General features: G+C 77.0%; 21 protein-coding genes. 10 read left to right on the top strand and 11 right to left on the bottom strand.

Annotated features, from left to right (window positions below; all coding sequences use genetic code 11):
- The first annotated feature begins 70 nt into the window (after window positions 1–70).
- The gene (locus U5M74_RS07940) at window positions 71–5,167 is read left to right on the top strand and encodes a DEAD/DEAH box helicase (RefSeq protein ID WP_410907831.1); all 5,097 of its coding nucleotides are present in this window, start codon (window positions 71–73) and stop codon (window positions 5,165–5,167) included.
- Here the strand turns inward: U5M74_RS07940 and U5M74_RS07935 are convergent.
- Window positions 5,136–5,924, bottom strand: a complete 789-nt coding sequence (locus U5M74_RS07935) for a DedA family protein (protein ID WP_410907829.1) — start codon at window positions 5,922–5,924, stop codon at window positions 5,136–5,138. The two genes, U5M74_RS07940 and U5M74_RS07935, sit on opposite strands and share 32 nt — an antisense overlap.
- A 129-nt stretch (window positions 5,925–6,053) precedes the next feature.
- Here U5M74_RS07935 and U5M74_RS07930 point away from each other — a divergent pair, with 129 nt between their 5' ends.
- Window positions 6,054–6,863: a DNA-formamidopyrimidine glycosylase family protein gene (locus tag U5M74_RS07930; protein WP_410907827.1), complete on the top strand. Its 810-nt coding sequence runs from the start codon at window positions 6,054–6,056 to the stop codon at window positions 6,861–6,863.
- Between the two features lie 136 nt (window positions 6,864–6,999).
- On the opposite strand, the gene U5M74_RS07925 is transcribed toward U5M74_RS07930, so the two are convergent.
- From U5M74_RS07925 to pgsA, 3 genes are all read right to left on the bottom strand, one after another.
- Entirely contained in the window at window positions 7,000–7,362 is a 363-nt protein-coding gene (locus U5M74_RS07925) for a helix-turn-helix domain-containing protein (protein ID WP_069983891.1), read from the bottom strand.
- 304 nt (window positions 7,363–7,666) lie between these two features.
- Complete coding sequence (locus U5M74_RS07920; RefSeq protein ID WP_410907825.1) at window positions 7,667–8,191, bottom strand: CinA family protein; 525 nt, start codon at window positions 8,189–8,191, stop codon at window positions 7,667–7,669.
- Entirely contained in the window at window positions 8,188–8,781 is a 594-nt protein-coding gene (gene pgsA / locus U5M74_RS07915) for a CDP-diacylglycerol--glycerol-3-phosphate 3-phosphatidyltransferase (RefSeq protein WP_410907823.1), read from the bottom strand. Before pgsA ends, U5M74_RS07920 begins: the two co-directional genes overlap by 4 nt.
- 104 nt (window positions 8,782–8,885) lie before the next feature.
- On the opposite strand from pgsA, the gene U5M74_RS07910 reads away from it, so the two are divergent.
- A complete protein-coding gene (locus tag U5M74_RS07910; RefSeq protein ID WP_410907821.1) occupies window positions 8,886–10,184 on the top strand; it encodes a CapA family protein in 1,299 nt (432 codons plus the stop codon).
- Window positions 10,185–10,200: 16 nt separating this feature from the next.
- On the opposite strand, the gene U5M74_RS07905 is transcribed toward U5M74_RS07910, so the two are convergent.
- Window positions 10,201–13,095 (bottom strand): DNA translocase FtsK 4TM domain-containing protein, encoded by a 2,895-nt coding sequence (locus U5M74_RS07905; protein ID WP_410907819.1) that lies wholly within the window; start codon window positions 13,093–13,095, stop codon window positions 10,201–10,203.
- A 121-nt stretch (window positions 13,096–13,216) separates the two neighbouring features.
- On the opposite strand from U5M74_RS07905, the gene U5M74_RS07900 reads away from it, so the two are divergent.
- Complete coding sequence (locus U5M74_RS07900) at window positions 13,217–14,191, top strand: MBL fold metallo-hydrolase (RefSeq protein ID WP_410907817.1); 975 nt, start codon at window positions 13,217–13,219, stop codon at window positions 14,189–14,191.
- Window positions 14,192–14,214: 23 nt separating this feature from the next.
- Here U5M74_RS07900 and U5M74_RS07895 read toward each other — a convergent pair whose 3' ends face one another.
- A complete protein-coding gene (locus tag U5M74_RS07895; RefSeq protein ID WP_410907815.1) occupies window positions 14,215–14,625 on the bottom strand; it encodes a hypothetical protein in 411 nt (136 codons plus the stop codon).
- 89 nt (window positions 14,626–14,714) lie between these two features.
- Here U5M74_RS07895 and U5M74_RS07890 point away from each other — a divergent pair, with 89 nt between their 5' ends.
- Complete coding sequence (locus U5M74_RS07890; protein ID WP_410907813.1) at window positions 14,715–15,407, top strand: TetR-like C-terminal domain-containing protein; 693 nt, start codon at window positions 14,715–14,717, stop codon at window positions 15,405–15,407.
- 39 nt (window positions 15,408–15,446) lie between these two features.
- Here the strand turns inward: U5M74_RS07890 and U5M74_RS07885 are convergent, their stop codons facing one another.
- Window positions 15,447–17,132 (bottom strand): ribonuclease J, encoded by a 1,686-nt coding sequence (locus tag U5M74_RS07885; protein WP_410907811.1) that lies wholly within the window; start codon window positions 17,130–17,132, stop codon window positions 15,447–15,449.
- Window positions 17,133–17,160: 28 nt separating this feature from the next.
- Window positions 17,161–18,081: a 4-hydroxy-tetrahydrodipicolinate synthase gene (gene dapA, locus U5M74_RS07880; protein WP_410907809.1), complete on the bottom strand. Its 921-nt coding sequence runs from the start codon at window positions 18,079–18,081 to the stop codon at window positions 17,161–17,163.
- 59 nt (window positions 18,082–18,140) lie between these two features.
- On the opposite strand from dapA, the gene U5M74_RS07875 reads away from it, so the two are divergent.
- From U5M74_RS07875 to U5M74_RS07855, 5 genes are all read left to right on the top strand, one after another.
- The gene (locus tag U5M74_RS07875; protein ID WP_410907807.1) at window positions 18,141–19,613 is read left to right on the top strand and encodes an NAD-dependent succinate-semialdehyde dehydrogenase; all 1,473 of its coding nucleotides are present in this window, start codon (window positions 18,141–18,143) and stop codon (window positions 19,611–19,613) included.
- Between the two features lie 67 nt (window positions 19,614–19,680).
- On the top strand, window positions 19,681–20,418 hold the full coding sequence (locus U5M74_RS07870) for an AzlC family ABC transporter permease (protein ID WP_410907805.1): 738 nt from the start codon (window positions 19,681–19,683) through the stop codon (window positions 20,416–20,418).
- A complete protein-coding gene (locus U5M74_RS07865) occupies window positions 20,415–20,735 on the top strand; it encodes an AzlD domain-containing protein (RefSeq protein ID WP_410907802.1) in 321 nt (106 codons plus the stop codon). Before U5M74_RS07870 ends, U5M74_RS07865 begins: the two co-directional genes overlap by 4 nt.
- Before the next feature lie 29 nt (window positions 20,736–20,764).
- On the top strand, window positions 20,765–21,295 hold the full coding sequence (locus U5M74_RS07860; RefSeq protein WP_410907800.1) for a GNAT family N-acetyltransferase: 531 nt from the start codon (window positions 20,765–20,767) through the stop codon (window positions 21,293–21,295).
- 46 nt (window positions 21,296–21,341) lie between these two features.
- A complete protein-coding gene (locus U5M74_RS07855; RefSeq protein WP_410907798.1) occupies window positions 21,342–22,700 on the top strand; it encodes an MFS transporter in 1,359 nt (452 codons plus the stop codon).
- 28 nt (window positions 22,701–22,728) lie between these two features.
- On the opposite strand, the gene U5M74_RS07850 is transcribed toward U5M74_RS07855, so the two are convergent.
- From U5M74_RS07850 to U5M74_RS07840, 3 genes are all read right to left on the bottom strand, one after another.
- On the bottom strand, window positions 22,729–23,250 hold the full coding sequence (locus tag U5M74_RS07850) for a tetratricopeptide repeat protein (RefSeq protein WP_410907796.1): 522 nt from the start codon (window positions 23,248–23,250) through the stop codon (window positions 22,729–22,731).
- A complete protein-coding gene (dapB, locus tag U5M74_RS07845) occupies window positions 23,247–23,978 on the bottom strand; it encodes a 4-hydroxy-tetrahydrodipicolinate reductase (RefSeq protein WP_410907986.1) in 732 nt (243 codons plus the stop codon). The genes U5M74_RS07850 and dapB overlap by 4 nt, the downstream gene beginning before the upstream one ends.
- A 103-nt stretch (window positions 23,979–24,081) precedes the next feature.
- Window positions 24,082–25,419, bottom strand: coding sequence for a M16 family metallopeptidase (locus U5M74_RS07840; RefSeq protein WP_410907794.1), 1,338 nt, complete (start codon window positions 25,417–25,419; stop codon window positions 24,082–24,084).
- Between the last annotated feature and the right edge of the window lie 6 nt (window positions 25,420–25,425).

Here is a 25,425-nt window from a genome sequence, read left to right as displayed (position 1 = left end):
TGTCGGTGGTCGGCGGCAGAATGGCCGGGTGACCACGCCCGACGCAGCGCCTGACGCAGCGCCTGACGGAGTGCCCGACGGAGTGCCCGACGGAGTGCCCGGTGACGGCCAGGGCGCTGCGCCCGACCCGCTCGCCCGGTTCGGCCCCGCGACGCGCGAGTGGTTCCGCGGCGCGTTCGAGGGGCCGACCTCGGCCCAGGTGGGGGCGTGGGACGCGGTCGCGGCGGACCGGCACGCGCTGGTGGTGGCCCCGACCGGCTCGGGCAAGACGCTGGCGGCCTTCCTGTGGGCGATCGACCGGCTGCACCACGAGCCGGTGCCCGAGGACCGCTCGCGCCGCTGCCGGGTGCTGTACGTCTCGCCGCTCAAGGCGCTGGCGGCGGACGTGCAGCGCAACCTGCGCTCGCCGCTCACCGGCATCCGCCAGGCCGCCGTGCGCCTCGGGCTCGAGACGCCCGAGGTCACGGTGGGCATGCGCACCGGCGACACCCCCGCCGCCGAGCGCCGGTCGTTCGCCACGCGGCCACCGGACGTGCTGGTCACCACGCCGGAGTCCCTCTTCCTGGTGCTCACCTCGCAGGCGCGCGCGGGTCTGCTCGGGGTCGAGACGGTCATCGTCGACGAGATCCACGCCGTCGCCGGCACCAAGCGCGGCGCGCACCTGGCGCTGACGCTCGAGCGGCTCGACGCCCTGCTGGAGCGGCCCGCCCAGCGCGTGGGCCTCTCGGCGACGGTGCGCCCGGTGGAGGAGGTCGCGTCCTTCCTCGGCGGCCACCGGCCCGCGGCCGAGGGCGGGCGCGAGGTCGTCGTCGTCCAGCCGCCGGCCGAGAAGCGCTGGGACATCGACGTCGTCGTGCCGGTGCCCGACCTCGCCGACCTGGACGCCGCGGTCTCCCGCAGCGGCCCCGACGACGGCGTCGGGGGCCGCGACCCGGTCGGCGTGCCGGGCGTGCCGGACCTCACCGGCGACGCGACGTCCCCGCTGCGCCGCGCGTCGGTGTGGCCGCACGTCGAGGAGCGGGTGGTCGACCTGGTCGCGGCGCACCGCTCGACGCTGGTGTTCGCCAACTCCCGGCGCAGCGCCGAGCGCCTCACCGCGCGCATGAACGAGACGTGGGCGCAGCGCCTCGGCCTCGCGGTCGCGGACCCGGGCCGGGAGTGGGCGGCGCAGGCGCCGGGCCAGTCGGGCACCGCGGCGGCGCTGCCCGCGGCGCTCGCGAGCGCCGCCGCGGCGCGCGGCGCGCCCGACGACGGGGCCCCCGGTCCCGGCGGCGGTGGCGACGGCGACGGCCGTGACGGCGGTGGCGACGGCGACGGCGCCCTCGTGCTGGCCCGCGCCCACCACGGGTCGATGAGCCGCGCCCAGCGCACCCGCACCGAGACCGAGCTCAAGGAGGGGCGCCTGCCCGCCGTCGTGGCCACCAGCTCCCTGGAGCTGGGCATCGACATGGGCGCCGTGGACCTCGTCGTGCAGGTGGGCGCTCCCCCGTCGGTCGCGAGCGGCCTGCAGCGCATCGGGCGCGCGGGCCACCAGGTGGGCGCGGTGTCGCACGGGGTCGTCTTCCCCACCTTCCGCGGCGACCTCGTGCCGGCCACCGTGGTGACCCGCCGCATGCGCGAGGGGCAGATCGAGTCGCTGCACGTGCCGACCAACCCCCTGGACGTGCTCGCCCAGCAGGTCGTCGCGGCGCTCGCGACCGAGGACTGGGACGCCGACGCGCTGCTGGCCCTGTTCCGCCGGGCGCACCCGTACGCCGGCCTCGGCGACGCGACGTGGCGGGCCGTGCTCGACATGCTCGCCGGGCGTTACCCGAGCGAGGACTTCGGCGAGCTGCGCGCGCGCATCGTGTGGGACCGCGCCACCGGCCGGCTGTCCGGGCGGCCCGGCGCCCTGCGCCTGGCGGCCACGAGCGGCGGCACCATCCCCGACCGCGGCCTGTACGGCGTCTACCTCGTGGGCGCGGAGGGCGAGGGCCAGCGCGGCGGCAAGCGCGTCGGCGAGCTCGACGAGGAGATGGTCTACGAGTCCCGGGTGGGCGACACGTTCACGCTCGGCTCGTCCACGTGGCGGATCGAGGAGATCACCCCCGACCGCGTGCTCGTGTCCCCGGCGCCGGGCCTGCCCGGCCGGCTGCCGTTCTGGAAGGGCGACTCCCCCGGCCGCCCCGTCGAGCTGGGCCGTGCCGTCGGCGAGTTCGTGCGCACCACCGACGCGCTGCTCGCCGCGGACCCCGACGCCGCCCGCGCTCGGCTGCAGGACGAGGGCCTCGACGACTGGGCGGCCGACAACCTGGCGGCGTACCTGCGCGAGCAGCGCGCGGCGACGGGCCGCGTCCCCGACGACCGCACGATCGTCGTCGAGCGCTTCCGCGACGAGCTCGGCGACTGGCGCGTGGTGGTCCACTCGCCGTTCGGCGCCCCCGTGCACGCGCCGTGGGCGCTCGTGGTCGCCGCCCGCCTGCGCGACCGGTACGGGCTCGACGTGGCGGCGATGCACGCCGACGACGGGATCGTGCTGCGGCTGCCGGACCCGGGCGGCTGGGACGCCGGGTGGGACGGGCGGCTGCCCGCCCGCGGGCAGCGGGTCGGCGCGGACGGCGACGGCCGGTCCGCCGACGCGCCGTCGGTCACCGCCGAGGACCTCCTGCTCGAGCCGGACGAGGTGCTCGCCGCGGTGCGCGACGAGCTCGGCTCATCCGTGCTGTTCGCGGCCCGGTTCCGCGAGGCGGCCGCCCGCGCGCTCCTGCTGCCGCGCCGCCGGCCCGACCGGCGCCAGCCGCTGTGGCAGCAGCGCCAGCGCGCCGCGCAGCTGCTCCAGGTGGCCGCGCAGTTCCCCGACTTCCCCATCACGCTCGAGGCGGCGCGCGAGTGCCTCCAGGACGACTTCGACGTCGCGGCGCTGTCCGGCCTCATGGCCGACGTCGCCGCCGGGCGCGTGCGCCTGGTCGAGGTGACGACGCCCTCCCCGTCACCGTTCGCCCAGGCCCTGCTGTTCGGCTACACGGCGCAGTTCCTCTACGACGGCGACGCGCCGCTGGCCGAGCGGCGCGCCGCCGCGCTGTCGCTCGACCCGGACCTGCTGGCCGAGCTGCTCGGCGAGCAGGGCGCCACCCCCCTGGCCGACCTGCTCGACCCTGGCGCCGTGGAGCGCACCGAGGCCGAGCTGCAGGCGCTGGCCGAGACCCGCCAGGCCAAGGACGCCGAGGGCCTGTGGGACGTGCTGCGGCGCACCGGGCCGCACCCGCTCGCCGCGCTGCAGGCCCGCACCCGCGAGGGCTCGCGCGGGGAGGTCGCGGGCTGGCTGTCCGACCTCGAGCGGGGCCGCCGGGTGATCCGCGTGCGGGTCGGCGGGCCGCAGGCCGCCGACCCCGAGCAGTGGGCCGTCGTCGAGGACGCGGGCCGGCTGCGGGACGCGCTGGGCGTGGCCCTGCCGGTCGGCATCCCGGAGACGTTCACCGAGCCGGTCGCCGACCCGCTCGGCGACCTCGTGCGCCGGCACGCCCGGACGCACGGGCCGTTCGCCGCCGCGGACGTCGCGCGCCGGTTCGGCCTCGGCATCGCGGTCGTGCAGCAGGCCCTCGCCCGGCTCGACGCCGTCGGGGCGGTGGTGCGCGGCGCGCTGCGCCCGTCGTCGCTGGGCGGCACGGGCGACGAGTGGTGCGACCCCGAGGTGCTGCGCACGCTGCGGCGCCGGTCCCTCGCGGCGCTGCGCGCCGAGGTCGAGCCGGTGGAGCCGCAGGCCCTCGGGGTGTTCCTGCCGCGCTGGCACGGCATCGGCGTGCGCGTGGGCGGGACCGGCTCGGCCGGCGCAACGCTGCGCGGCACCGACGGGCTGCTGCGCGCGGTCGAGCAGCTCGCCGGCGCGGCGGTGCCCGCCTCGGCCCTCGAGACGCTCGTGCTGCCCGCGCGCGTGACGGACTACTCCCCCGCCCTGCTCGACGAGCTCACCACGGCCGGCGAGGTGCTGTGGTGCGGCCACGGGCGGCTGCCCGGGTCGGGCGGCGGCGACGGCATGGTCAGCCTGCACCTGGCCGACGGCGCGCCGCTGACGCTGCGACGCCCCGACCCCGTCGAGGAGGGCGCCCCGCTCGACAGCGACCTGCACCGCGCCGTGCTCGACCTGCTCACCGGCTCCGGCGGCTACTTCCTGCCGCGGCTCGCCGAGGTGGCCGGGGCGTCTCAGGCCGCCACGCTCGAGGCGCTGTGGGACCTGGTGTGGGCCGGGTGGGTGACCAACGACCGGCTGGGCCCGCTGCGCGAGGCACTGGGCGGCTCCGGCCGCCAGGGCGGCGGCGCGCACCGCGCCCCGGCCGCCCCGGGCCGGGCCCGGCCCGTGCGCCCCTCGCGGTTCGGGCTGGTGCGCCCGACGTCGGCAGCGGTGGTGCCGCGCACCGGCGGCGGCCGGTGGTCGGCCCTGCCCGCCGTGGAGCAGGACCCCACGGTGCGGGCGCACGCCCTGACGCAGGTGCTGCTCGACCGGCACGGGGTGCTGACCCGCGCCGTGGCGCCGTCGGAGGGCGTGACGCCCGAGTTCCGCGCGGTCTACCGGGTGCTCACCGAGCTCGAGGAGCGCGGCGCCGTGCGCCGCGGCTACTTCGTCGAGGGGCTCGGCGGCTCGCAGTTCGCCGTCCCCGGCGCCGTCGACCAGGTGCGCACGGACGCCGCCGACCGGTCCCGCGCCCTCGAGGCGCTCGTGGACGACGCCGGCGCCGGCGCGGGCACGACCCGCCGCGCCGAGCCGGGCGCGGTGCTGCTCGCCGCCACCGACCCGGCGAACCCCTACGGGGCGGCGCTCGCCTGGCCGCCCAGCTCCGCCGTCACGGGACCGGAGGCGGCCGACGGCGACGGCGCCTCCGCCCACCGCCCGGGCCGCAAGGCCGGCGCCGTGGTGGTGCTCGTCGACGGCGAGCTCGCCCTCTTCGTGGAGCGCGGCGGGCGCACGGTCCTGTCGTTCGGCCGCGGCGACGGCGGCGACCCGGCACGGCTCGCTGCCGCGGCAGCGGCGCTCGCCGCCGCCACGCGCGCGGGCCGGCTGGGCCGGGTCACGGTGCAGCGGGTGGACGGGGTCGCGGCGCTCACGGCCGCGCGGGACCGGACCCCGGCCGCCGCGGCGCTGCTCGACGCGGGGTTCGCCGTCACGCCTCGGGGTCTGCGGCCCGCGGCCTGACCCCGGGGCGCCCGGCCTCGCGGCCGTCGCCGGCCCGGGCGTCCGCAGTCCGGGCGTCCGCGGTCCGGGCGTCCGCGGTCCGGGCGTCCGCGGTCCGGGCCTCGTCGGCTCCGGCGTCGTCGGCGTCGGCGCGGCCCCGGGCGCGGCGGCGGCGCACCAGGCTCACCACCCACCAGGCGACCGCCGCGGCGGCCAGCACGATCACCACGGACTGGAAGGTGCCGACCCACGCCTCGATCCGGTGCCACTGGTCGCCCAGCAGGTACCCGGCCCCGACCAGCACCGTGTTCCACACCCCGCTGCCGATCAGGGTCAGCAGCAGGAAGCGGCCCAGCCGCATGCGCTCCACGCCCGCCGGGATCGACACCAGCGACCGCACGATCGGCACGAGCCGGCCGATCAGCACCGCCTTGTCACCGTGCCGGTCGAACCACGCCTCTGCCTTGTCCACGTCCTCCAGCGGCACGAACCGCACCTTGGCCACCAGGCGGCGCAGCCGGTCGCGGCCGAGCACCGCGCCGAGCGTGTAGAGCGCGAGGGCGCCGACGACGGACCCGACGGTGGTCCAGATCAGGACCGGCACGAGCTCCAGGCTGCCCTGCGAGGCGGTGAACCCGGCCAGCGGCAGGATCACCTCGCTCGGCAGGGGCGGGAAGATGTTCTCGAGCGCCACGGCGACGCCCGCCCCCGGCGCGCCGAGGGTCTCCATCAGGTGCACCGCCCAGTCGGCGATCTGCGAGGTCAGGTTCTCGGCCACGGCTCGACCCTAGGGGCATCGTGCGGCGCACGACGGTGCAGCGCAGGCGGCGCTCGGTCGGGTTCTCGGGAGATCCTGTGCAGACCGGTCCGGCGCTCCCCGCGGGTCGCGAGAGCCTAGGCTGCTCAGGTGCCCGAGGGAGACGTGCTCCGCCTGACCGCCGAGCGGCTCGACGCCGCCCTGCGCGGCGTGCCGCTGGTGCGAGCGGAGCTGCGCTGGCCGTCGGCGGCGGGCGTCGACCTCGTCGGGGCGACGCTGCGCGAGTCCGTGGCGTACGGCAAGCACCTGCTCCTGCGGTTCGACGACGGCCGCACCGTGCACGCCCACCAGCGCATGGAGGGGTACTGGCGCGTGCACCGCACGGGCACCCCGGCGGCCTCGGGGCGCTCGGCCGCGGTGCGCGCGGTGCTCGCCACGGAGCGCTGGACCTGCCTGGGCTGGCACCTCGGCATGCTCGACGTGCTGCGCACCCGGGACGAGCCGCGCCTGCTGGGCCACCTGGGCCCGGACGTGCTGGCCGACGACTTCCCCGAGCGGCTCGACGAGGCCGCCGCCCGGCTCGCCGCCGACCCGCGGCGGCCGCTGTGCGCCGCGCTGCTCGACCAGCGCACCGTGGCGGGGCTCGGCACGATCTGGACGGCCGAGTCCCTGTTCGCGCAGCGGCTGTGGCCGTGGCTGCCCGCGGGAGACCTGCCGGAGGACGGGCGCCGCGCGCTGCTGCTGGCGGCGCGCCGGCTCATCGGCCGGTCGGTGCTCGTGGGCCGCCGCTCGGGGCTCGGGTCGGTCGAGCCCGCCGTCCACGGGCGGCACCACAAGCCGTGCCGGCGCTGCGGCACGCCCATCGCGCTCGGCAGCACCGCCGGCCCGGGGGTGCGCCCGGACGCCGGAGAGCGCGCGATCTACTGGTGCCCGGTGTGCCAGGCCGGGCCCGCGGCCTGAGGTCGCGGCCTGGATCACGGCGTGCGGGTCGCCGCCCGAGGTGCGCGGCCCTGGTCCCGACCGCAGGCACCGCCGCGACGGCGACGGGCGCCCCACCGCGAGGTGGGACGCCCGTCGTGCGTGGCGGTGCTGCGGGTCAGCCGACCGGCTGCAGCTCCGGGTCCTCCGTCGTGGCGCCGCGGCCCGACCAGGGCCGCGCCTCGCCGCCGCGGGCCAGGAGCCCGGCGACGAAGTCGGCTGGGATCGTGTCGGGGATCGCGAGGCCCTCGGCGACCGCGATGCGGTCGCTGACCTCGCGCAGCACCAGCGACATCGGCACGTCCAGCGCCTCGCAGATCGAGGCGAGCAGCTCCGAGGACGCCTCCTTCTGGCCCCGCTCGACCTCGCTGAGGTAGCCCAACGAGACCCGGGCGGCCGAGGAGACCTCACGCAGGGTGCGCCCCTGACGCTGCCGCGCGTCGCGCAGCACGTCGCCGATCTCGCGTCGAAGAACGACCATCTCGCGCCCCCTTCCTGCGTCCGGCTCTGCGGGCCGGACATCGTGCGCCGTCGCCGGCCTCGTCCTTGCTGACTTGCGTCCCCCGTGATCGGGGGTTGCCCTACCGTACCCTGCGCGCGCCGCGTCCTGTCGGCTCGGACGCACCTGGGGTCGTCCCGTGGGCCTGGTGGTGATCACGCTTCGTTGAACGCGTGCGTGCGAATGCTTGTTCCCGCCGATACCCGGCCGTGACCGTCCTCACCGGTGGACCACCCTTCGAACCTCCCACGGGCCGCGGGCGCACGCCAGCCCGGGCACGTGCTCGTCACAGCACCTCCACCGCGAGCCCCAGCACGGCCGCGACGGCCCCGGCCCGCACGGCGGGCCGGGCGCCCCTCAGGTCGAGCCGGCGCACCTCGACCTCGGCGCCCGGCCGCGGCGCCGCCACCGCGACGTAGACGAGCCCCGGCGGGTGCCCGTCCTGGGGGTCGGGACCGGCGACGCCGGTGGTCGCCAGGCCGACGTCGGCGCCGGTCACCCGCCGCACGCCGAGCGCCATCTGCGCGGCGACGTCGGGGTCCACGGCGCCACGCGCGGCGAGCAGGTCGGCGTCGACGCCGAGCAGCGCCGCCTTGAGGTCGGTCGCGTAGGCGACGACGCCGCCGCGCAGCACCGCCGACGCCCCGGGCACGCCCACCAGCGCGGCGACGACGAGGCCCCCGGTGAGCGACTCGGCCACGCCGAGGGTCAGCCCGCGGGCGGCCGCGGCGGCCAGGACCTGCCGGGCCGCCGACGTGCCCGGCCCCGCGCAGGCTCCCGTGGCGCCGGCCTCCGTGGCGCCGTCGCTCACGCGAGCCGCGCGGCGCGCCGCGCCTCGCGGCGCAGCCGCCAACCCTGGACCGCGTACTCCACGCCCGTGACGACCGTGACGGCGATCGCCGCCGCGAGCACCACCCAGGCCACCACCCCGACGAAGCCCGGCAGGTGCTCCAGGGGCAGCAGGAACAGCGTGACGGCCACCGACTGCAGCACCGTCTTGAGCTTGCCGCCGCGCGACGCCGGCATGACCGCGTACTTGAGCACCGCCATCCGCATCACCGTGATGCCGAGCTCGCGCGCCAGGATCACCACCGGCACCCACCAGGGCAGCTCGCCGAGCGGCCACCACAGCAGCACGAGCGCGGTGCCGATGAGCGCCTTGTCCGCGATGGGGTCGAGCAGCTTGCCGAGGTCGGTCACCAGGCCCCGGCTGCGCGCCAGGTACCCGTCCAGGCGGTCGCTCGCCGCGGCGAGCACGAAGATCCCGGTGGCGACCAGGCGCCACTCCACCGTCTGCCCTCCGTCGACGAGGAGCGCCCAGGCGAACAACGGGACGAGCGCGATGCGCGCGATCGTCACCGCGTTCGCGGCGTTCCACGGGGAGGGGGCTGCGTCGACCACGCGTCCAGCCTAGAGGGTGAAATCGGACGCGCCGCACGGAAGCGTCCGCGACGCGGCGCCGGAGCACGTCCCCGGAACAGGCCCGCCGGCCCTACGGTGGCGCCATGAGCTCCCCCGAGGGCGGCTGGCGACGGCGCCGCGCCGTGGCCCGGCGACGACGCCGGACGGTCGCCGCGGTCGCCGTGCTCGCCGTCGCCGCCGGCCTCGGCGTGGCCGCCGGCGCGGGCCTCGGCCGCTGGCGCGCCGAGACGGCGGAGCCGCCGACACCGGTCACCGTGCCCGCGGCCGTGGCGGCGCAGCGGCAGGTGCCGCCGGCGCCCGCGCCCGCACAGGTGCTGACCCTGCTGGCGGCCGGGGACGTGCTGCTGCACGGGCCGGTCAACGACTCGGCGACCACGGCGGCGGGCACCGACTACTCCCCCCTGCTCGCCGGCACCGACGCGTGGGTGGGCGGGGCCGACCTGGCGCTGTGCCACCTGGAGGTGCCGCTGGCGCCCCCGGGCGAGGCGCCGTCCGGCTACCCGGTGTTCGGCGCGCCGGGCGAGATCGTCCGCGACCTCGCCGAGCAGGGCTGGGACGGCTGCTCGACCGCGTCCAACCACACGCTCGACCGTGGCCTGGCCGGCGTGGTGGCTACGCTCGACGCGTTCGACGCCGCAGGCCTGGGGCACGCGGGCACGGCACGTGACGCCGCGGAGGCGGCGGCCGTGCAGCGCTACGACCTGCAGCGCGGCGGCCGGACGGTGCGGGTGGCCCACCTGTCGGCCACCGAGCAGCTCAACGGGTTCACGCCGCCCGCCGACGCCCCGTGGGCCGTCCAGCAGCTCGACGTCGACGCGCTCGTGGCCGCCGCCCGCGACGCCCGCGCGGACGGCGCGGACGTCGTCGTCGTCAGCGTGCACGCCGGGACCGAGTACACGGCGGAGCCGACCGCGGCCCAGCGCCGGGTGGCCACCGCCCTCGCGGAGTCCGGCCAGGTCGACCTGGTGATCGGCCACCACGCCCACGTGCCGCAGCCGGTCGAACGGCTGCCCGGCGGCCCGGGCGGGACCGGCATGTGGGTGGCCTACGGCCTGGGCAACCACCTGTCGAACCAGGACGACGCCTGCTGCGCCGCCGCCACCTCCGACGGCGTGCTGCTCGTCGCGGACCTCCGCTGGCAGGGCGCGCAGGCCCCGCAGGTGGCGGCCGTGGGCTGGGCGGCCACCACCGTCGACCGCGAGGCGGGCCACCGGCTGCGGGTCCTCAGCGGCGGCGACGGGTCGGCCGCCGGCACGCTCGGACCGGACGAGCTGCGCGTGCGGCACGACCGCGTCCGGACCGCCGTCGGACCGGCCGCCCCGGAGCGCACCGCGCCGCCGGCGCCGAGCGGCCCGGGACCGGTCGTGGTGCCGCGGTCCTGAGCCACCGGGCCTGCGGTCAGCGCCAGCTCTCGGCCTCGTCGGCCCCGTCGTGGTAGTCCTTCGCCACGGGCGGCAGGTGGCCGTCCACGCCGTCGGAGTAGTCGTGGGCGCCGCCGCCGGCCGCGACCGCGTCGTCCTGCTCGGCCGGCGGCGGGGTCTCGCCGCGGATGAGCGCGAGCGCCGCGGGCAGGTCGTCCGGCTGGACGAGCACCTCGCGGGCCTTGGAGCCCTCGGACGGACCGACGATCTCGCGCGACTCCAGCAGGTCCATGAGCCGGCCGGCCTTGGCGAAGCCGACGCGCAGCTTGCGCTGCAGCATCGACGTCGAGCCGAACTGCGTGGTGACCACGAGCTCGGCGGCCTGCAGCAGCAGGTCGAGGTCGTCGCCGATGTCGTCGTCGACCTGCTTCTTCGCCGCCGCCGGCGCGGTGACGTCCTCGCGGTAGACCGGCTTGAGCTGCTCCTTGACGTGCTCGACGACCTGGTGCACCTCCGACTCGCTGACCCAGGCGCCCTGGACGCGCATCGGCTTGGCCGCGCCCATCGGCAGGAACAGCGCGTCACCCTGGCCGATGAGCTTCTCCGCGCCGGGCTGGTCGAGCACGACGCGGGAGTCGGCGAGCGACGACGTCGCGAACGCCAGGCGCGAGGGCACGTTCGCCTTGATCAGGCCGGTGACGACGTCGACCGACGGGCGCTGCGTGGCCAGCACCAGGTGGATGCCGGCGGCGCGCGCGAGCTGGGTGATGCGCTGGATGGACGCCTCGACGTCGCGCGGCGCCACCATCATGAGGTCGGCGAGCTCGTCGACGACCACGAGCAGGTACGGGTACGGCGCGATCTTGCGCTCCGAGCCCGGCAGCGGCTTGACCTTGCCGGCCCGCACCGCGGCGTTGAAGTCGTCGACGTGCTTGAACCCGAACGCCGCCAGGTCGTCGTAGCGGGCGTCCATCTCCCGCACCACCCAGTCGAGGGCCTCGGCGGCCTTCTTGGGGTTGGTGATGATCGGCGTGATGAGGTGCGGGATGCCCTCGTAGATCGTCAGCTCGACGCGCTTGGGGTCCACCAGGATCATCCGGACCTGCTCGGGCGTCGCCCGCATCATGATCGAGACGATCATCGAGTTGATGAAGCTCGACTTGCCCGCGCCGGTGGCGCCGGCGACGAGGATGTGCGGCATCTTCGCCAGGTTGGCCACCACGTAGCCGCCCTCGACGTCCTTGCCGATGCCCACGACCATCGGGTGCTCGGTGCGCCGGGCCGCCGAGGAGCGCAGGACGTCGCCCAGCACGACCGTCTCGCGGTCGCTGTTCGGGATCTCGATGCCGATCGCGGACTTGCCCGGGATCGGCGACAGGATGCGCACGTCCGCGCTGGCCACCGCGTACGCGATGTTGTTCGAGAGGTTGGTGATCTTCTCGACCTTGGTCTTGGCGCCGACCTCGACCTCGTAGCGGGTGACGGTCGGGCCGCGGGTGAAGCCCGTGACCTTGGCGTCGACCTCGAACTGCTCGAACACCCCGGTGAGCGCCTCGACGACGCGGTCGTTGGCCGCCGAGCGGGTCTTGTGCGGGGCGCCCTTGACGAGCAGGTCCTCCTCGGGCATGAGGTAGACCGTGTCGCCCTCGAGCATGGGCTGCACGGGCCGGCCCGACGGCGCGGGCGGCGGCGTCGGCGCGAGGTCGCGCGACGACGCGGCGGGCGCCGTCTCGGGGTCGGCGCCCTCGAGCTCCGAGGCCGCCGGGACGGGGGCGGCAGGGGCGGCCGGCACGGCCTCCGTCGGCGGGGACGGCACCGGCGCGGTCTTGCGGGCGCGCCCGGAGCGGCCGGGCGCGCCCGGCTTCTCCACCTCGGCGGCGGTCTCGAACGCCTCGTCGCCGGAGAACCCGCCGTCGGGCCGGGCGAGCGCCGCGCGCTCGGCCTCCTTCTCGGCCTTCGTCTTGCGCCGGCGCTTGCGCGGCGCCTCGTCGGTGCCGTCGTGGCGGGAGAAGCCCTCGGCGAGCTGCAGCGTGTCGTCGTCCGACGGCTCGGGGTGGTGGTTGCCGGTGAGCCGGTCGTAGCCGGCGCGCAGGCGGTCGGGCACCCGGTGCACGGGCGTGGCCGTGACCACGAGCAGGCCGAAGAAGCCCAGGAGCAGGAACAGCGGCACGGCCCCCCAGGCGGTCACGCCGGTGACCACCGGCGTGGCGACGAGGTAGCCCACGATGCCGCCGGCATCCTGGACCCGGGCGAACCCGTCGCGCGGGCTGGGCAGGTCCTCGGCGATGGCCACGAGCGCGCACACGCTCATGACCAGCAGGGTCACGCCGATCGCGACGCGGGAGTTGGCCTGCTCGCGCTCGGGGTGCCGCATGATCCGCACGCCGAGCCACAGCAGCAGGACGGGGACGGCGACGCCGGCCAGGCCGACGGTCCCGGCGACGACGGCGTGCACGACGGTCCCGAAGACGCCGGGGATCCCCCACCACTCGCGCGCGGCGACGACGATCGCCAGCGCGACGAGGAAGAAGGCGACGCCGTCACGACGGTGCTCGGGTTCCAGGTCTCTCGCTCCTCTGAAGATCGTGCGGATGGCGCCCCCGACGCCGTGCGCCACGCCCAGCCACAGGCCGCGGACGGCGCGCACCGGCCAGGAGTGCCCCTGACGCCGGGCCGGCGGCCGGCCGGTGCCGCGCCCCTTGGCCGAGGCGGCGGACGACCGGGCGGGCGCCTTCGTCCCCGTGGCGCGGCTCGCCGTGCGGGCGGGCCGCGCGGCGGTCGCCTGCGCACGGTGCGCCGTGCGTGCCGGGGCGACGCGCGTCGGGGTGCGCCCGGACGTGCGGGAGCCGCCGCGGGCTGTGCCGCTCGAGGTGCCGCTCGAGGTGCCGCTCGAGGTGCCGCTCGAGGCGGCGCGCTGGGGACGGGTGGCCATGATCCTCCCACCGTAGTCACCCGGCCCGGCACCGCCCGGGAGGCGCGCGGCCCGGGCGGCCGGTGTGACGTCCGTCGCGGCGGTGGCGCGGGCGCGCGTGCCGCGGTGGCACGATCGTCGGGTGCCCCGCCCCGACGAGCCGGCGGCCCCGCCCGCGGGCTTCCCTGTCCCGCCGCCCGGCGTACCCGCGCCCCCGCCGGTCCCCGCGCGCCCGCTCGTCGAGGTCGCGCCGGGGGTGCACGTCGCGACGTCGCAGGTGTGGGCGTCCAACGCCGTCGTCGTCGCCCCGGTGCCCGGCGGCGGAGACGCGCCCGGGAACGCGCCCCGGAACGTGCCCGGGAACGTGCTCGGCGACGTGCTCGTCGTGGACCCCGGCGTGACCGCCGCGGAGCTCGCGGGGCTGGCCGCGGCGGTCACGGCGCGCGGCGGGCGCGTCGTCGCCGGCGCCAGCACCCACCCGCACTGGGACCACGTGCTGTGGCACCGCGCGCTCGGGACGGCGCCCCGCTTCGCCGCCCCCGCCGCGGTCGCCACGCTCGCCGCCGACCGGCAGCGGGCCTGGCGCGACGCCGCCGAGGTGGACCCGGCCCTCGACCCGGAGGTGTTCGGCGGCCTCACGCCGCTGCCCGCCGAGGCGCGCGAGCTGCCAGCGCCGGCGCCGGGCGGGTGCGCCGTCGTCGTCCACGACGCGCACGCGCCCGGCCACCTCGCCCTGGTGGTGCGCGGGGTGCTGCTGGCCGGCGACATGCTGTCGCCGCGCGAGGTGCCCCTGCTGGACGTCGGCCACGACGGCGAGGCCCGGCCCGCGCCGCCCGACCCCGTGGGCGACCACCGCGCGGCCCTGGACCGGCTCGCGGCGGCCGCCGCCGAGCACGGCGTCGAGGTCCTCGTGCCCGGCCACGGCCCCGTGGTCCGCGGACGGGGCGCGATCGCCGACCTCGTGGCCGCCGACCGGGCCTACCTCGACGCCCTCGAGCGGGAGGCGGCCGGCGGCCCGGCCGTCGCCGACCCGCGGCTCGCCGACGCCTGGGTCGCCGGCGAGCACGCCCGGCAGGTGCGCCACCTGCGCGCCCGCCGCGGGGCGCCGGGCGGCTGAGCAGGTCCGGCCCGGGCGCCGGGTCAGCCGCGCAGCAGCCCCGCGCCGAGCGTGACGACGCCGGCGGCGACCGCCAGCCCGCCCAGCGGGAAGAGCACGGCGGCCCGGCCGGGCCGGGTGCGCCCGCGCCCCATCGCGGAGAAGAAGAAGCCGGCCGGCAGCAGGACCGCGCCGACCAGCACCCCCGTCGCCGCGAGCCACCGGGCGAAGCCGCCGAGGTCGGTCGCCTCGGCGAGCAGCACGCACACCAGGCCCAGCGTCACCAGCACCCCGGCGTGGGCGTGGCCGGCCCGGTAGAAGGACTTCTGGAACTCGGTGGTGGGGACCGCGCCGCCGACCACCCGCAGCAGGAACACGCCGCCGGACTCGATGGCCACCACGGTCAGGAGCACGACGCCCGCGGTGGTCCGGGCGGCCTCGGTCAGCTCGAGCATGACGACTCCTCCGCGTGGTGCGCCGATGTTTCGTAACACTGTTATGGAACACCGTTACGGAACTCTGGTCAAGCGTCTAGGCTGCGGGCATGGCCCGTCCCCGCGTGCACGACGACACCCTGCGGTCCCGGCTGCTGGAGGTGGCCTCCGAGGCGATCGCCGCCGCGGGCGAGGGTGCCGTCACCGTGCGCGGCGTGGCCGCCGCCGCGGGGACGAGCGCGTCGGCGGTGTACGCGCTGTTCGGGTCCCGCGAGGCGCTCGTCGGCGCGGTGAGCGCGGAGGGCTTCCGGCGGTTCGGGCACCGCCTGGCCGCGGTGCCGCGCACCGCGGACCCGCGCGCCGACCTGCTGGCGCTGGGCCTGGCGTACCGGGACAGCGCGCTCGCCGGCCCGCACTTCTACCGCGTGATGTTCGAGCGCGCCGTCGCACCCGCCGGGCAGACGGGGCCCGCGACCGAGCACGCCACGTTCCGGGTGCTGCGCGACGCCGTCGCCCGCGTCCTCGCGGCCGCGGGGCACGACGGGGGCACGGGCGCCGACGGCCCCGCCGTCGGCCCGTCCGGCGGCCCCGCCGACGGAGCCGTCCACGGCGCCGTCCACGGCGCCCTCGACGCGCGGGCGCACGACGCCGCGCTCGCGCTGTGGGGGCTCGTGCACGGCCTGGTGAGCCTGGAGCTGGCCGGGCTGACGCCCGGCGACGACGCCGCGCGCGCGGCCCGCTACGAGGCCGCCCTGCGCGGCGCGGGGCCGGCCCTCCTCGGAGGAGGACCGGCCCCGCGGTGAGGGTCGGGTCGGGCCGTCCAGCCCGCCGCGGCGCTCGTCTCAGGCCTCGACGACCACCGGGACGATCATCGGCCGGCGCCGCAGGCGGCGGCTGACCCACTGGCCGATGACGCGGCGCATCACCTGCTGCAGCTGGTAGGTGTCGGTCGCGCCCCCGGCGATCGCGTCCTCGAGCGCCTTGACGACGTCGGGCAGCACCTGGTCGAAGACGGCGTCACCCTCGGCCATGCCGCGGGCCAGGATCTGCGGGCCCGCGAGCACCTTGCCGGTGGCGGAGTCCACCACGGCGAAGACGGAGACGAAGCCCTCCTCACCGAGCACGCGGCGGTCCTTGAGCTCGGCGTCGGTGATCTCGCCGACCGACGAGCCGTCCACGTACACGTACCCGCACGGCACCGCGCCGACGACGGACGCCCTGCCGTCGACCAGGTCGACGACCACGCCGTCCTCGGCCAGCACGACGCGGTCGGCCGGCACGCCCGTGCGCACCGCGAGCGCGCCGTTCGCCACGAGGTGGCGCACCTCGCCGTGCACCGGCATGACGTTGCGCGGCTTGAGCACGTTGTAGCAGTACAGGAGCTCGCCGGCGCTCGCGTGGCCGGACACGTGCACCTTGGCGTTGCCCGAGTGCACGACGCGCGCGCCGAGGCGGGTCAGGCCGTTGATGACGCGGAAGACCGAGTTCTCGTTGCCCGGGATGAGCGACGACGCGAGGATCACCGTGTCGCCGGCGCCGACGCGCACCTGGTGGTCGCCGTTGGCCATGCGCGACAGCGCCGCCATGGGCTCGCCCTGCGACCCGGTGGACATGTAGACGATCCGGTCGTCCGGCAGGTCCTGGGCGCGCTTGAGGTCGATCAGCACGCCGGCGGGCACCTGCAAGTAGCCCAGGTCGGCGGCGATCGCCATGTTGCGCACCATCGAGCGGCCGACGAGCGCGACCTTGCGGCCGTGGTTGTGCGCGGCGTTGAGGACCTGCTGCACGCGGTGCACGTGCGAGGAGAACGACGCGACGATGATGCGCTTCTCGGCCTGGGCGAAGACGTTGTCCAGCACGGGGCCGATCTCGACCTCGGGCGTGACGAAGCCGGGCACCTCGGCGTTGGTGGAGTCGACCATGAACAGGTCGACGCCCTTCTCCCCCAGCCGGGCGAAGGCGCGCAGGTCGGTGATGCGCCCGTCCAGCGGCAGCTGGTCCATCTTGAAGTCGCCGGTGTGCAGCACCGTGCCGGCCTTCGTGGTGACGGCCACGGCGAGCGCGTCCGGGATGGAGTGGTTGACGGCGACGAACTCGCACTCGAAGACGCCGAGCCGCTCGACCTGCCCCTCCTTCACCGCGAGGGTGACCGGGGTGATGCGGTGCTCCTTGAGCTTCGCCTCGACGAACGCGAGCGTCAGCTGCGAGCCCACCAGCGGGATGTCCCGCCGCAGGCGCAGCAGGTACGGGACCGCGCCGATGTGGTCCTCGTGCCCGTGCGTCAGCACGATCGCCTCGATGTCGTCGAGGCGGTCGGCGATGTAGTCGAAGTCCGGGAGGATGAGGTCGACGCCCGGCTGGTGCTCCTCCGGGAACAGCACGCCGCAGTCGATGACGAGCAGCCGGCCCTCGTGCTCGAGGACGGCCATGTTGCGGCCGACCTCGCCGAGGCCGCCGAGGGCGACGATCCTCAGGCCTCCGGCGGGCAGCGCGGGGGGCGGGGTCAGCTCAGGGTGGGGGTGGCTCACACGGTCTCCATGGCCAGGGGGTACAGGGTCAGTTCACGGGGGCGCCGGCGAGGACGCCGGCCTCGACGAGGCCCGCGCGCACGGCGGCGGCCTCGTCGTCGGACGCCGCGACGAGCGGCAGGCGCACGGCGCGGCCGGGCACGACGCCGAGGGCCTCGACGGCGGCCTTGGCCATCACGGCCTGGAAGCCGGCGCCGTTGAGGGCGGCGATCGCGGGCAGCGTGGTGCGGAAGGCCTCGAGGGCCCGGGCGTGGTCGCCGGCGTCCCAGGCGGCGACCGCCTGGGCGAAGGCGTCGGGCACGGCGTGGGCGGCCACGGACACGACGCCGGCGCCGCCGTGCGCGAGGAACGGCAGCAGCAGCCCGTCGTCGCCCGAGTACCAGGCCAGGCCCGTGCGCGCGGCGAGCCCGGCCGCCGCGGCGACGTCGCCGCTGGCGTCCTTCGTCGCCACGACCCGCGGGTGGCGCGCCAGGCGCTCGTAGGTCTCGGCCGCGATGCGCACGCCGGTGCGGCCGGGCACGTCGTAGAGCATCACCGGCAGGCCGCCGGCGTCCGCGACGGTCTCGACGTGCCGGGCCACGCCCTCCTGGGAGGGCCGGGAGTAGTAGGGCGCGACGACGAGCAGCCCGTCGGCGCCGGCCTCGGCGGCCTGCTCGGCCATGCGGGCCGCGTGCGCGGTGTCGTTGGAGCCGGCACCGGCCAGCACGGCGGCGCGGTCGCCGACCGCCTCGACGACGGCTCGCACCAGCGCGGCCTTCTCCGGCGCGTGCGTGGTGGGCGCCTCGCCCGTCGTGCCGTTGAGCACGAGGCCGTCGTTGCCGTGGTCCACGAGCCACGCGGCCAGCCGCTGCGCCGCCTCGAGGTCCACCTCTCCGCCCGCCGTCATCGGGGTGATCATCGCGGTGAGGACCGCGCCGAACGGACGCGCCGGGGTGGAGGGGAGTGCCATGGCACCACCGTACCGGCTGCGGGCTTTCGAGCGTGCAGCACGCGGGGCATGCTCGGACCATGACTGCGCCGACGCTCTCCCCCGCCCTCGTCTCTCACCTGCCGACCGGGATGCTCGTGGACGGCCACTGGGGGCCGGCCACGGGGGGCCGCACGTTCGAGGTGGTCGACCCGGCCACCGAGGAGGTGCTCTTCGACGTCGCCGACGCCACCCCGGAGGACGGCCGCCGCGCGCTCGCCGCGGCGGCGCAGGCCGCTCCGGCCTGGCGCGCCACCGCGCCGCGCGAGCGCTCCGAGCTGTTGCGCGCGGTCTACGAGCGGCTCGTCGCCCGCGCCGACGACATCGCCGCGCTCATCACCGCCGAGTGCGGCAAGACCCGCACCGAGGCCCGCGCGGAGGTGCTCTACGGCGCCGACTTCCTGCGCTGGTACGCCGAGCAGGCCGTCCGCTTCGACGGGCTGGCCCGCACGGCCCCCGCGGGCGGCAACCGGCAGCTGGTCCACCGCCGCCCGGTGGGCCCGGCGCTGCTCATCACGCCGTGGAACTTCCCCATCGCGATGGCCACGCGCAAGATCGGCCCGGCGCTCGCGGCCGGCTGCCCCGTGGTGATCAAGCCCGCGCACCTGACGCCGATGACGACGATGCTGGTGGCCGAGGTGATCCGGTCCGAGCTGGAGGACCGGGGGCTGCCCGCCGGCGTGGTCAACGTGGTGCCCACCGCGCGGGCGGCCGACGTGACCTCTCCCCTGCTGGCGGACCCCCGGCTGCGCAAGGTGTCGTTCACCGGCTCGACCGCCGTCGGGCGCACCCTGCTGGAGCAGGCCGCCGGTCAGGTGCTCAAGGCGTCGATGGAGCTCGGCGGCAACGCGCCGTTCGTGGTCATGGCCGACGCCGACCTCGACGCCGCCGTCGAGGGCGCGATGGTGGCCAAGCTGCGCAACGCCGGCCAGTCCTGCGTCGCGGCCAATCGGTTCGTCGTGCACGAGTCCGTGGCCCGCGAGTTCTCCCGTCGCCTGTCCGACCGCTTCGAGGCGCTGCGCCTGGGCCACGGCGCCGAGGACGGCGTCGACCTCGGCCCGCTCATCGAGCCGAAGGCCGTCGACAAGGTCGACGAGCTGGTCGCGGACGCCGCCGACCACGGCGCCCAGGTGCTCACCGGCGGCGAGCGGCCCGGCCGCAAGGGCTACTTCTACCGGCCCACGGTGCTGGCCGGCGTCGACCGGGACGCCCGCGTCGTCACCGAGGAGGTCTTCGGGCCGGTCGCGCCGATCGTGGCGTTCGGCGACGACGACGAGGCGATCGAGCTGGCCAACGACACCGAGTACGGGCTGGCGGCCTACGCGTACACGACGTCGCTGGACCGGGCCGTGCGGCTGTCCGAGGAGATCGAGGCCGGGATGATCGGCATCAACCGCGGCCTGGTGTCCGACGCCAGCGCCCCGTTCGGCGGGCTCAAGCAGTCCGGCCTGGGCCGCGAGGGCGGGGAGGCCGGCCTCGAGGAGTACCTGGAGACGGTGTACGTGGCCCTGTGACGCCGGGAGCGGCCGGCATGCTGAGACGTGCGTGCGCCGCGGCCGAGGGCTGTGGTGCAGTGGCCGGATGACCCGCACCACCCCCTCCCCGGCCGTCCGGGCGGCGACCCGCCAGGGTGTCTCGGTCGCGGTGGCCACCGGCCTGTACGGCGTCTCGTTCGGCGCGCTGTCCGTCGCGGCGGGCATCGGCGTGCTCCCCACCATGGTGCTCAGCCTGCTGATGTTCTCCGGCGGCTCGCAGTTCGCGCTCGTCGGCGTGGTCGCGGCCGGCGGCTCCCCGCTGGCCGCCGTGGCGACGTCGGCGCTGCTCGGGACGCGCAACACGCTGTACGGGGCGGTGGTCTCGCCGCTGCTGGGCTCCCGCGGGCCACTGCGCCTCGCGGCCGCCCACGTGACCATCGACGAGTCGACGGCCGTCAGCGTCGCCCAGCGCGATCGTCAGGCCGCCCGGGTGGGGTTCTGGACGGCCGGCCTCGGCGTCTTCGTCCTGTGGAACGCGTTCACGCTCGCGGGCGCCCTGGCCGGCGACGCGCTCGGCGACCCACGCCGGTGGGGGCTCGACGCCGCGGCCGCCGCCGCGTTCCTCGGCCTGGTGTGGCCGCGCCTAGCGTCCCGCACGGCGCAGGTGGTCGCGGCGGTGGCCGTCGTCCTCTCGGCCGCGCTCGTCCCCGTGGTACCGCCGGGGGTGCCGGTGCTGGCCGCGGCGGCCTCCGCGATCGTCGTCGGGCTGTGGGCCGGGCGGCGCGCCGGTCCGGGCGAGGCCACGGGCGTGCAGCAGGTGCTGACGCGAGAGGGGGAGGCATGACGACGGGCGTCCTGTGGGCGACGGTGGTGCTGGCGTCCTTGGCGTGCCTGGCACTGAAGATCGCCGGGCACCTGGTGCCGGAGCACTGGCTGGCCGATCCGCGGGTCGCACGGCTCACCTCGCTGGTGACCGTCGCGCTGCTCGCGTCGCTGGTGGTCACCCAGACCGTGGGCGACGGGCAGGGCCTGACGGTCGACGCGCGGCTCCCGGCGCTCGCCGTGGCGGCGGTGGCGCTGGCGCTGCGGGCTCCGTTCGTGCTCGTCGTGGTGCTGGCAGCGGCGACGGCGGCGGGCCTGCGGGCGCTCGGCTGGGGCTAGGTCGTCCGGACCGGCGCTAGGTTGGCGGCGTGACCCTGTTCAGCTCCTCCGACGGCGCGACCGCCGACGTCTCCGTGCGCCCCGCCGTCCCCGGCGACGAGGACGCCGTCACGCGGGTGCAGCTCGCGGCCTGGCGAGGAGCCCGCGCGCTGGGTGACGCCGTCGTGGACCTCGTGGACGCCGACGCCGTGCGCCGGCGCTGGCGGGACGCCGTCACCGCTCCCCCGGGCCCCGGGTTCGCGGTCCTGGTGGCGCTGGCCGGGCCTGCCGTCGTCGGCTTCGCCGCGGTCGCCCCCGGGACCCTGCTGGCCCTGGAGGTCGACCCCGAGCACCGCCGGGGCGGGCACGGGTCGCGCCTGCTGGCCGCCGCCGTGGACCGGCTGCGCGCCGACGGCGCGGACGAGATGGTCACCTGGGTGCTCGAGGGCGACGACGGCCGCGAGCGCTTCCTGGGCGAGGCCGGGCTCGGCCCCGACGGCACGGAGCGCGCCCTGGCCGTCGGCATGGACGAGGACGGCGTGCGCAGCGTCGTCGAGCGCCGGTGGTCCGCACTCCTCTGAGGCCCGGCTCCGCCGGACGGGGCCACCGCTCTGGTTGACTTGGCCGGTGGCCCACGACTCCCTCTGGCGCACCCTCGTGCGCCTGCGCGGCAACCCGCGCGCCTGCGTGTGGACGGAGCCGCTCTGGGGCCTGTCGATGGCCCTGGTGCTGCCCTACCTGTCGGTGTACATGCTGACCCTCGGCGTGCACGACGCCCAGATCGGTCTGGTCGCCACCGTCGGCATGGTCGCCCAGGTGGGGTTCGGCCTCGCCGGCGGGATCATCACCGACCGCCTCGGGCGCCGGCCCACCACCGCGTGGTTCGACGTGATCGCCTGGGTGATCCCGTGCGCGCTGTGGGCGCTCGCGCAGGACTTCTGGTTCTTCCTCGCCGCGTCCGTGGTCAACGGTGCCCTGCAGGTGACGCAGAACTCCTGGGACGCCCTCATGGTCGAGGACGCCGAGCGCGGCCAGCTCACCCGGATCTACTCGCTGGTCAAGGTGGCCGGGGACTGCTCGGCGCTGTTCGCCCCCGTCGCCGCGGTGCTCGTCGCGCAGCTCGGCCTCGAGGTGGCCGTGCGCATCCTGTTCGTCAACGCCGCGGTGGTCATGGCCGCGAAGGTCGTCTGGCTGTACGCCTGGTCGCACGAGACCCGGCAGGGCGCCTTGCGCATCGCCGCCACCCGGGGCCAGAGCCTGTGGTCGCTGCTGTCCGGCTACCGCGGAGTGGCCGGCATGCTCCTGCGCTCGCGCGGCTCGCTGCTCTCGCTCGGCATCATGGCGCTCGTGGCTGCGGTGACGCTGGTCAACGCCACGTTCTGGCAGCTGCTGGTCAGCCAGCACCTGCACGTGCCCGACGCCGTCCTGCCGATCTTCCCCATGGTCCGCTCGCTGCTCTCCGTGCTGCTGTTCTTCACCCTCATCCCTCGCCTGACGACGGCGGTGGACCTCAAGCGGCCCACCCTGTGGGGGTTCGGCGTCTACCTGCTGGGCCAGCTCCTGCTGGCGGTGATCCCGGCGGCCGAGGGGTCGGCCACCGCGGGCACGTACGCGTTCCTGGGCGTCTGCCTGCTCCTGGACGCGTTCGGCGGCGGCATGATGTTCATGCTCTCGGAGTCGCTGGTGGCGCTGCACGTGGACGCCGCGGAGCGCTCGCGCCTCATGGCGCTGCAGCGCACCGTCGTCATGCTGGCGGCCGCGCCCTTCGGCTGGATCTCCGGCGTGCTCTCGGGCATCGACCGCACCTACCCGTTCTGGCTCACGACGGCGCTGCTCGCCGTCGGGATCGTGCTCACGTGGCGCACCTGGGTGCCGACGCACGGCGGTACCGCGGCCGAGGTCACGGCGGTGCTCGACGCCGGTGGAGCGGTGCAGGGGTCGACCGCGCAGGCCTCGACGGCGCGGGACGCCGCGGATCCTGCCTGAGCGGCGCCCCGCCGCCGGGCCCGCCCGCTCAGTCGCGGTACAGCCCGGACGCCTTGCGCAGCGCCGCCCGGGCGCGCCTGCGGTCGCCCGCGGCGTCGTAGGCGAACGCGAGGCGGTACCAGGCCCGCCAGCTCCCCGGCTCCCGCTCGACGGCCTCGCGGTAGGGGCCGAACGCGGCGTCGGCGGCGGAGCGGTCGATGCGGCCGCCCGGGGAGCGCGGCAGGTCGTCGACGGGCAGCTGCCCCGCGGCCGCCAGGGTGTCCGCCATCCGCTGCACGCGCGCGGCGAGCCGGTACTCGACGGCGATGAGGCCGAGCACGAGCAGCGGGATGATCAGCACGCCGAGGCCGATGGCCACGAGCACCGGCTGCCCGGTGCGCATCATCGCGACGCCCCGCCCGGCCACCTGCCACGCGTACAGCGCGAGCAGCAGCGTGACGGCCGCGGCGCCGACGAGCGCCGTGGGGACGCGGCGGCGCCCGGCGGGGCGCCCGCCGCGCCCGGCGCCCGGTCCGTCCGGCCCCGGTCCGCCCGGCCCCGGTCCGGTCATCCGAGGTCCAGCAGGTGCTCGAGCCCCACCGTGAGTCCCGGCCGCGCGACCACGGAGCGCACGGCGAGCAGCACGCCGGGCATGAACGAGACGCGGTCGAACGAGTCCTGGCGGATCACGAGCTGCTCGCCGGGGTTGCCCAGCAGCACCTCCTCGTGGGCGACGAGGCCGCGCAGCCGCACCGCGTGCACGCGCACCCCGTCGACGTCGGCCCCGCGGGCCTCGTGCCCGGACGTCGTGGCGTCCGGCACCGGCCCCAGGCCGGCGTCGGCGCGCGCCGCGGCGATGGCCGCCGCCGTGTGCCGGGCCGTGCCGGACGGCGCGTCCACCTTGTCGGGGTGGTGCAGCTCGACGATCTCGGCGGACTCGAAGTACCTCGCGGCCTGGGCCGCGAAGCGCATGGCGAGCACGGCCGAGAGGCCGAAGTTCGGCGCGATGACGACGCCGAGGCCCGCGTCGTCGGCGCGGCCGGCGTTCGCCTGCGCCAGGTGCTCGGCCACGCGGGCGCGCGAGGCGTCCGTCCAGCCGGTGGCGCCGACGACGGCGTGCACGCCGGCGTCGAGCAGGGCGTGCACGTTGGCCTCGGTGGCCCCCGGCACGGTGAAGTCGACGGCCACCTGCGCGCCGGCGTCGCGCACCGCGGTGGCGACGTCGTCGTCCCGGGTCACCCGGGCGACGAGCTCGAGGTCGCCGGCCGCCTCGACGGCGGCGCACGTGGTGGCGCCCATGCGCCCGGCGGCGCCGAGCACGGCCACCCGCAGCGGCGCGCGGCCCGGCTCGGGGTGCGGCGCGCGGTCAGGCTCGGTCACGTGGTCCTCCTGGGGTGGGTGGTCAGTCGCCGAACGGGCCCACGCGCACCACCGAGCGCGGCCGCGCGGCCAGCTCGGCCGCGAGCTCACGGACGTCCTCGGCGGTGACGGCGCGGATGCGCTCGAGGGACTCGGCCAGGCTGAGCAGCTCGCCGAAGACGAGCTCGGCCTTGCCGAGGCGGGACATGCGCGAGCCGGAGTCCTCGAGCCCGAGCACGAGGCCGCCCTGCAGCTGCCCCACCGAGCGCTCGAGCTCGGCGTCGGTGATGCCGCCGTCGGCGAGGCGGTCCAGCTCCGCGTGCAGCAGCTCGGTGACGACGTCGACCTTGGCCGGCGCGCAGCCGGCGTAGAGGCCGAACGTGCCGACGCCGCCGTGGCCGGACGCGAAGGAGTAGGTGGAGTAGGCCAGGCCGCGCCGCTCGCGGACCTCCTGGAACAGCCGCGAGCTCATCCCGCCGCCGAGCACGGCGCTCAGGACGCTCAGGGCGAAGCGGCGGTCGTCGGTGACGGACAGGCCCGTGGACCCGACGATGACGTTCGCCTGCTCCACCTGGCGGCGCACGGAGAGCTCGACGCCCTCGCCCGGGATCGCGGCGGCCTCGTCGTCGGCCACCTCCTCGGGGCGCCGCTCGCGCGGGACGACCGCCTCGGACAGGTCCCAGCCCCCGGCGCGCAGGGCACCGGTCACCTGCTCGACCAGGGTGTCGTGGTCGACGCCGCCGGCCGCGGCCACGACCAGGGTCTCCGGCCGGTAGTGCCACCGGTAGTGCTCCCACACGGCGTCGCGGGGCACGGACCGGATGGTCGCGGGGGTGCCGCCGATTGGCCGGCCGAGCGGGTGGGTGCCCAGCACGGCCGCGGCGAACTCCTCGTGGACCACGTCCGCCGGGTCGTCGTCGGTCATGGCGAGCTCTTCGAGGATGACGCCGCGCTCGGTCTCGAGCTCGGCCTCGTCGAGGCGCGCGGAGGTCACCATGTCGGCGATGACGTCGACCGCCATGGGCAGGTCGGTGTCGAGCACGCGCGCGTAGTAGCAGGTGTGCTCCTTGCCGGTGGCCGCGTTGGCCTCGCCGCCGACGGCGTCGAAGGCCTCGGCGATGTCCATCGCCGAGCGGCGCCGGGTGCCCTTGAACAGCAGGTGCTCGAGGAAGTGCGTCGAGCCGTGGTGCCCGTCGGTCTCGTCCCGGGAGCCGACGCCGACCCAGGCGCCCACGGTCGCCGAGCGCAGGCCCGGCATGTGCTCGCTGAGCACGCGGACGCCGCCGGGCAGGACGGAGCGACGGATCGTCGCGCCGTCCTGCCCGGCGGTCAGCTCGGCACCGGGCTCGCCCGCGGGGACGAGCGGGAGGTGCCAGGTCATGTGGTG

Origin of the sequence: Puerhibacterium sp. TATVAM-FAB25 (genome assembly GCF_046535855.1) — a bacterium.
Lineage (GTDB): Bacteria > Actinomycetota > Actinomycetes > Actinomycetales > Cellulomonadaceae > Puerhibacterium > Puerhibacterium variabilis_A.
The sequence above is the reverse complement of the archived record's forward strand: the minus strand, read 5'-3'. Positions and strand labels throughout refer to the sequence as shown.

Bases quoted from the DNA above. Each gene is read 5' to 3' on its own strand.
- U5M74_RS07865 (WP_410907802.1), top strand. From the start codon at position 20,415: ATGACGACGGGCGTCCTGTGGGCGACGGTGGTGCTGGCGTCCTTGGCG.
- U5M74_RS07910 (WP_410907821.1), top strand. From the start codon at position 8,886: ATGAGCTCCCCCGAGGGCGGCTGGCGACGGCGCCGCGCCGTGGCCCGG.
- U5M74_RS07895 (WP_410907815.1), bottom strand. From the start codon at position 14,625: ATGCTCGAGCTGACCGAGGCCGCCCGGACCACCGCGGGCGTCGTGCTC.
- U5M74_RS07905 (WP_410907819.1), bottom strand. From the start codon at position 13,095: ATGGCCACCCGTCCCCAGCGCGCCGCCTCGAGCGGCACCTCGAGCGGC.
- U5M74_RS07870 (WP_410907805.1), top strand. From the start codon at position 19,681: ATGACCCGCACCACCCCCTCCCCGGCCGTCCGGGCGGCGACCCGCCAG.
- U5M74_RS07850 (WP_410907796.1), bottom strand. From the start codon at position 23,250: ATGACCGGACCGGGGCCGGGCGGACCGGGGCCGGACGGACCGGGCGCC.
- U5M74_RS07840 (WP_410907794.1), bottom strand. From the start codon at position 25,419: ATGACCTGGCACCTCCCGCTCGTCCCCGCGGGCGAGCCCGGTGCCGAG.
- dapB (WP_410907986.1), bottom strand. From the start codon at position 23,978: ATGGGCGCCACCACGTGCGCCGCCGTCGAGGCGGCCGGCGACCTCGAG.
- U5M74_RS07875 (WP_410907807.1), top strand. From the start codon at position 18,141: ATGACTGCGCCGACGCTCTCCCCCGCCCTCGTCTCTCACCTGCCGACC.
- U5M74_RS07925 (WP_069983891.1), bottom strand. From the start codon at position 7,362: ATGGTCGTTCTTCGACGCGAGATCGGCGACGTGCTGCGCGACGCGCGG.
- dapA (WP_410907809.1), bottom strand. From the start codon at position 18,081: ATGGCACTCCCCTCCACCCCGGCGCGTCCGTTCGGCGCGGTCCTCACC.
- U5M74_RS07890 (WP_410907813.1), top strand. From the start codon at position 14,715: ATGGCCCGTCCCCGCGTGCACGACGACACCCTGCGGTCCCGGCTGCTG.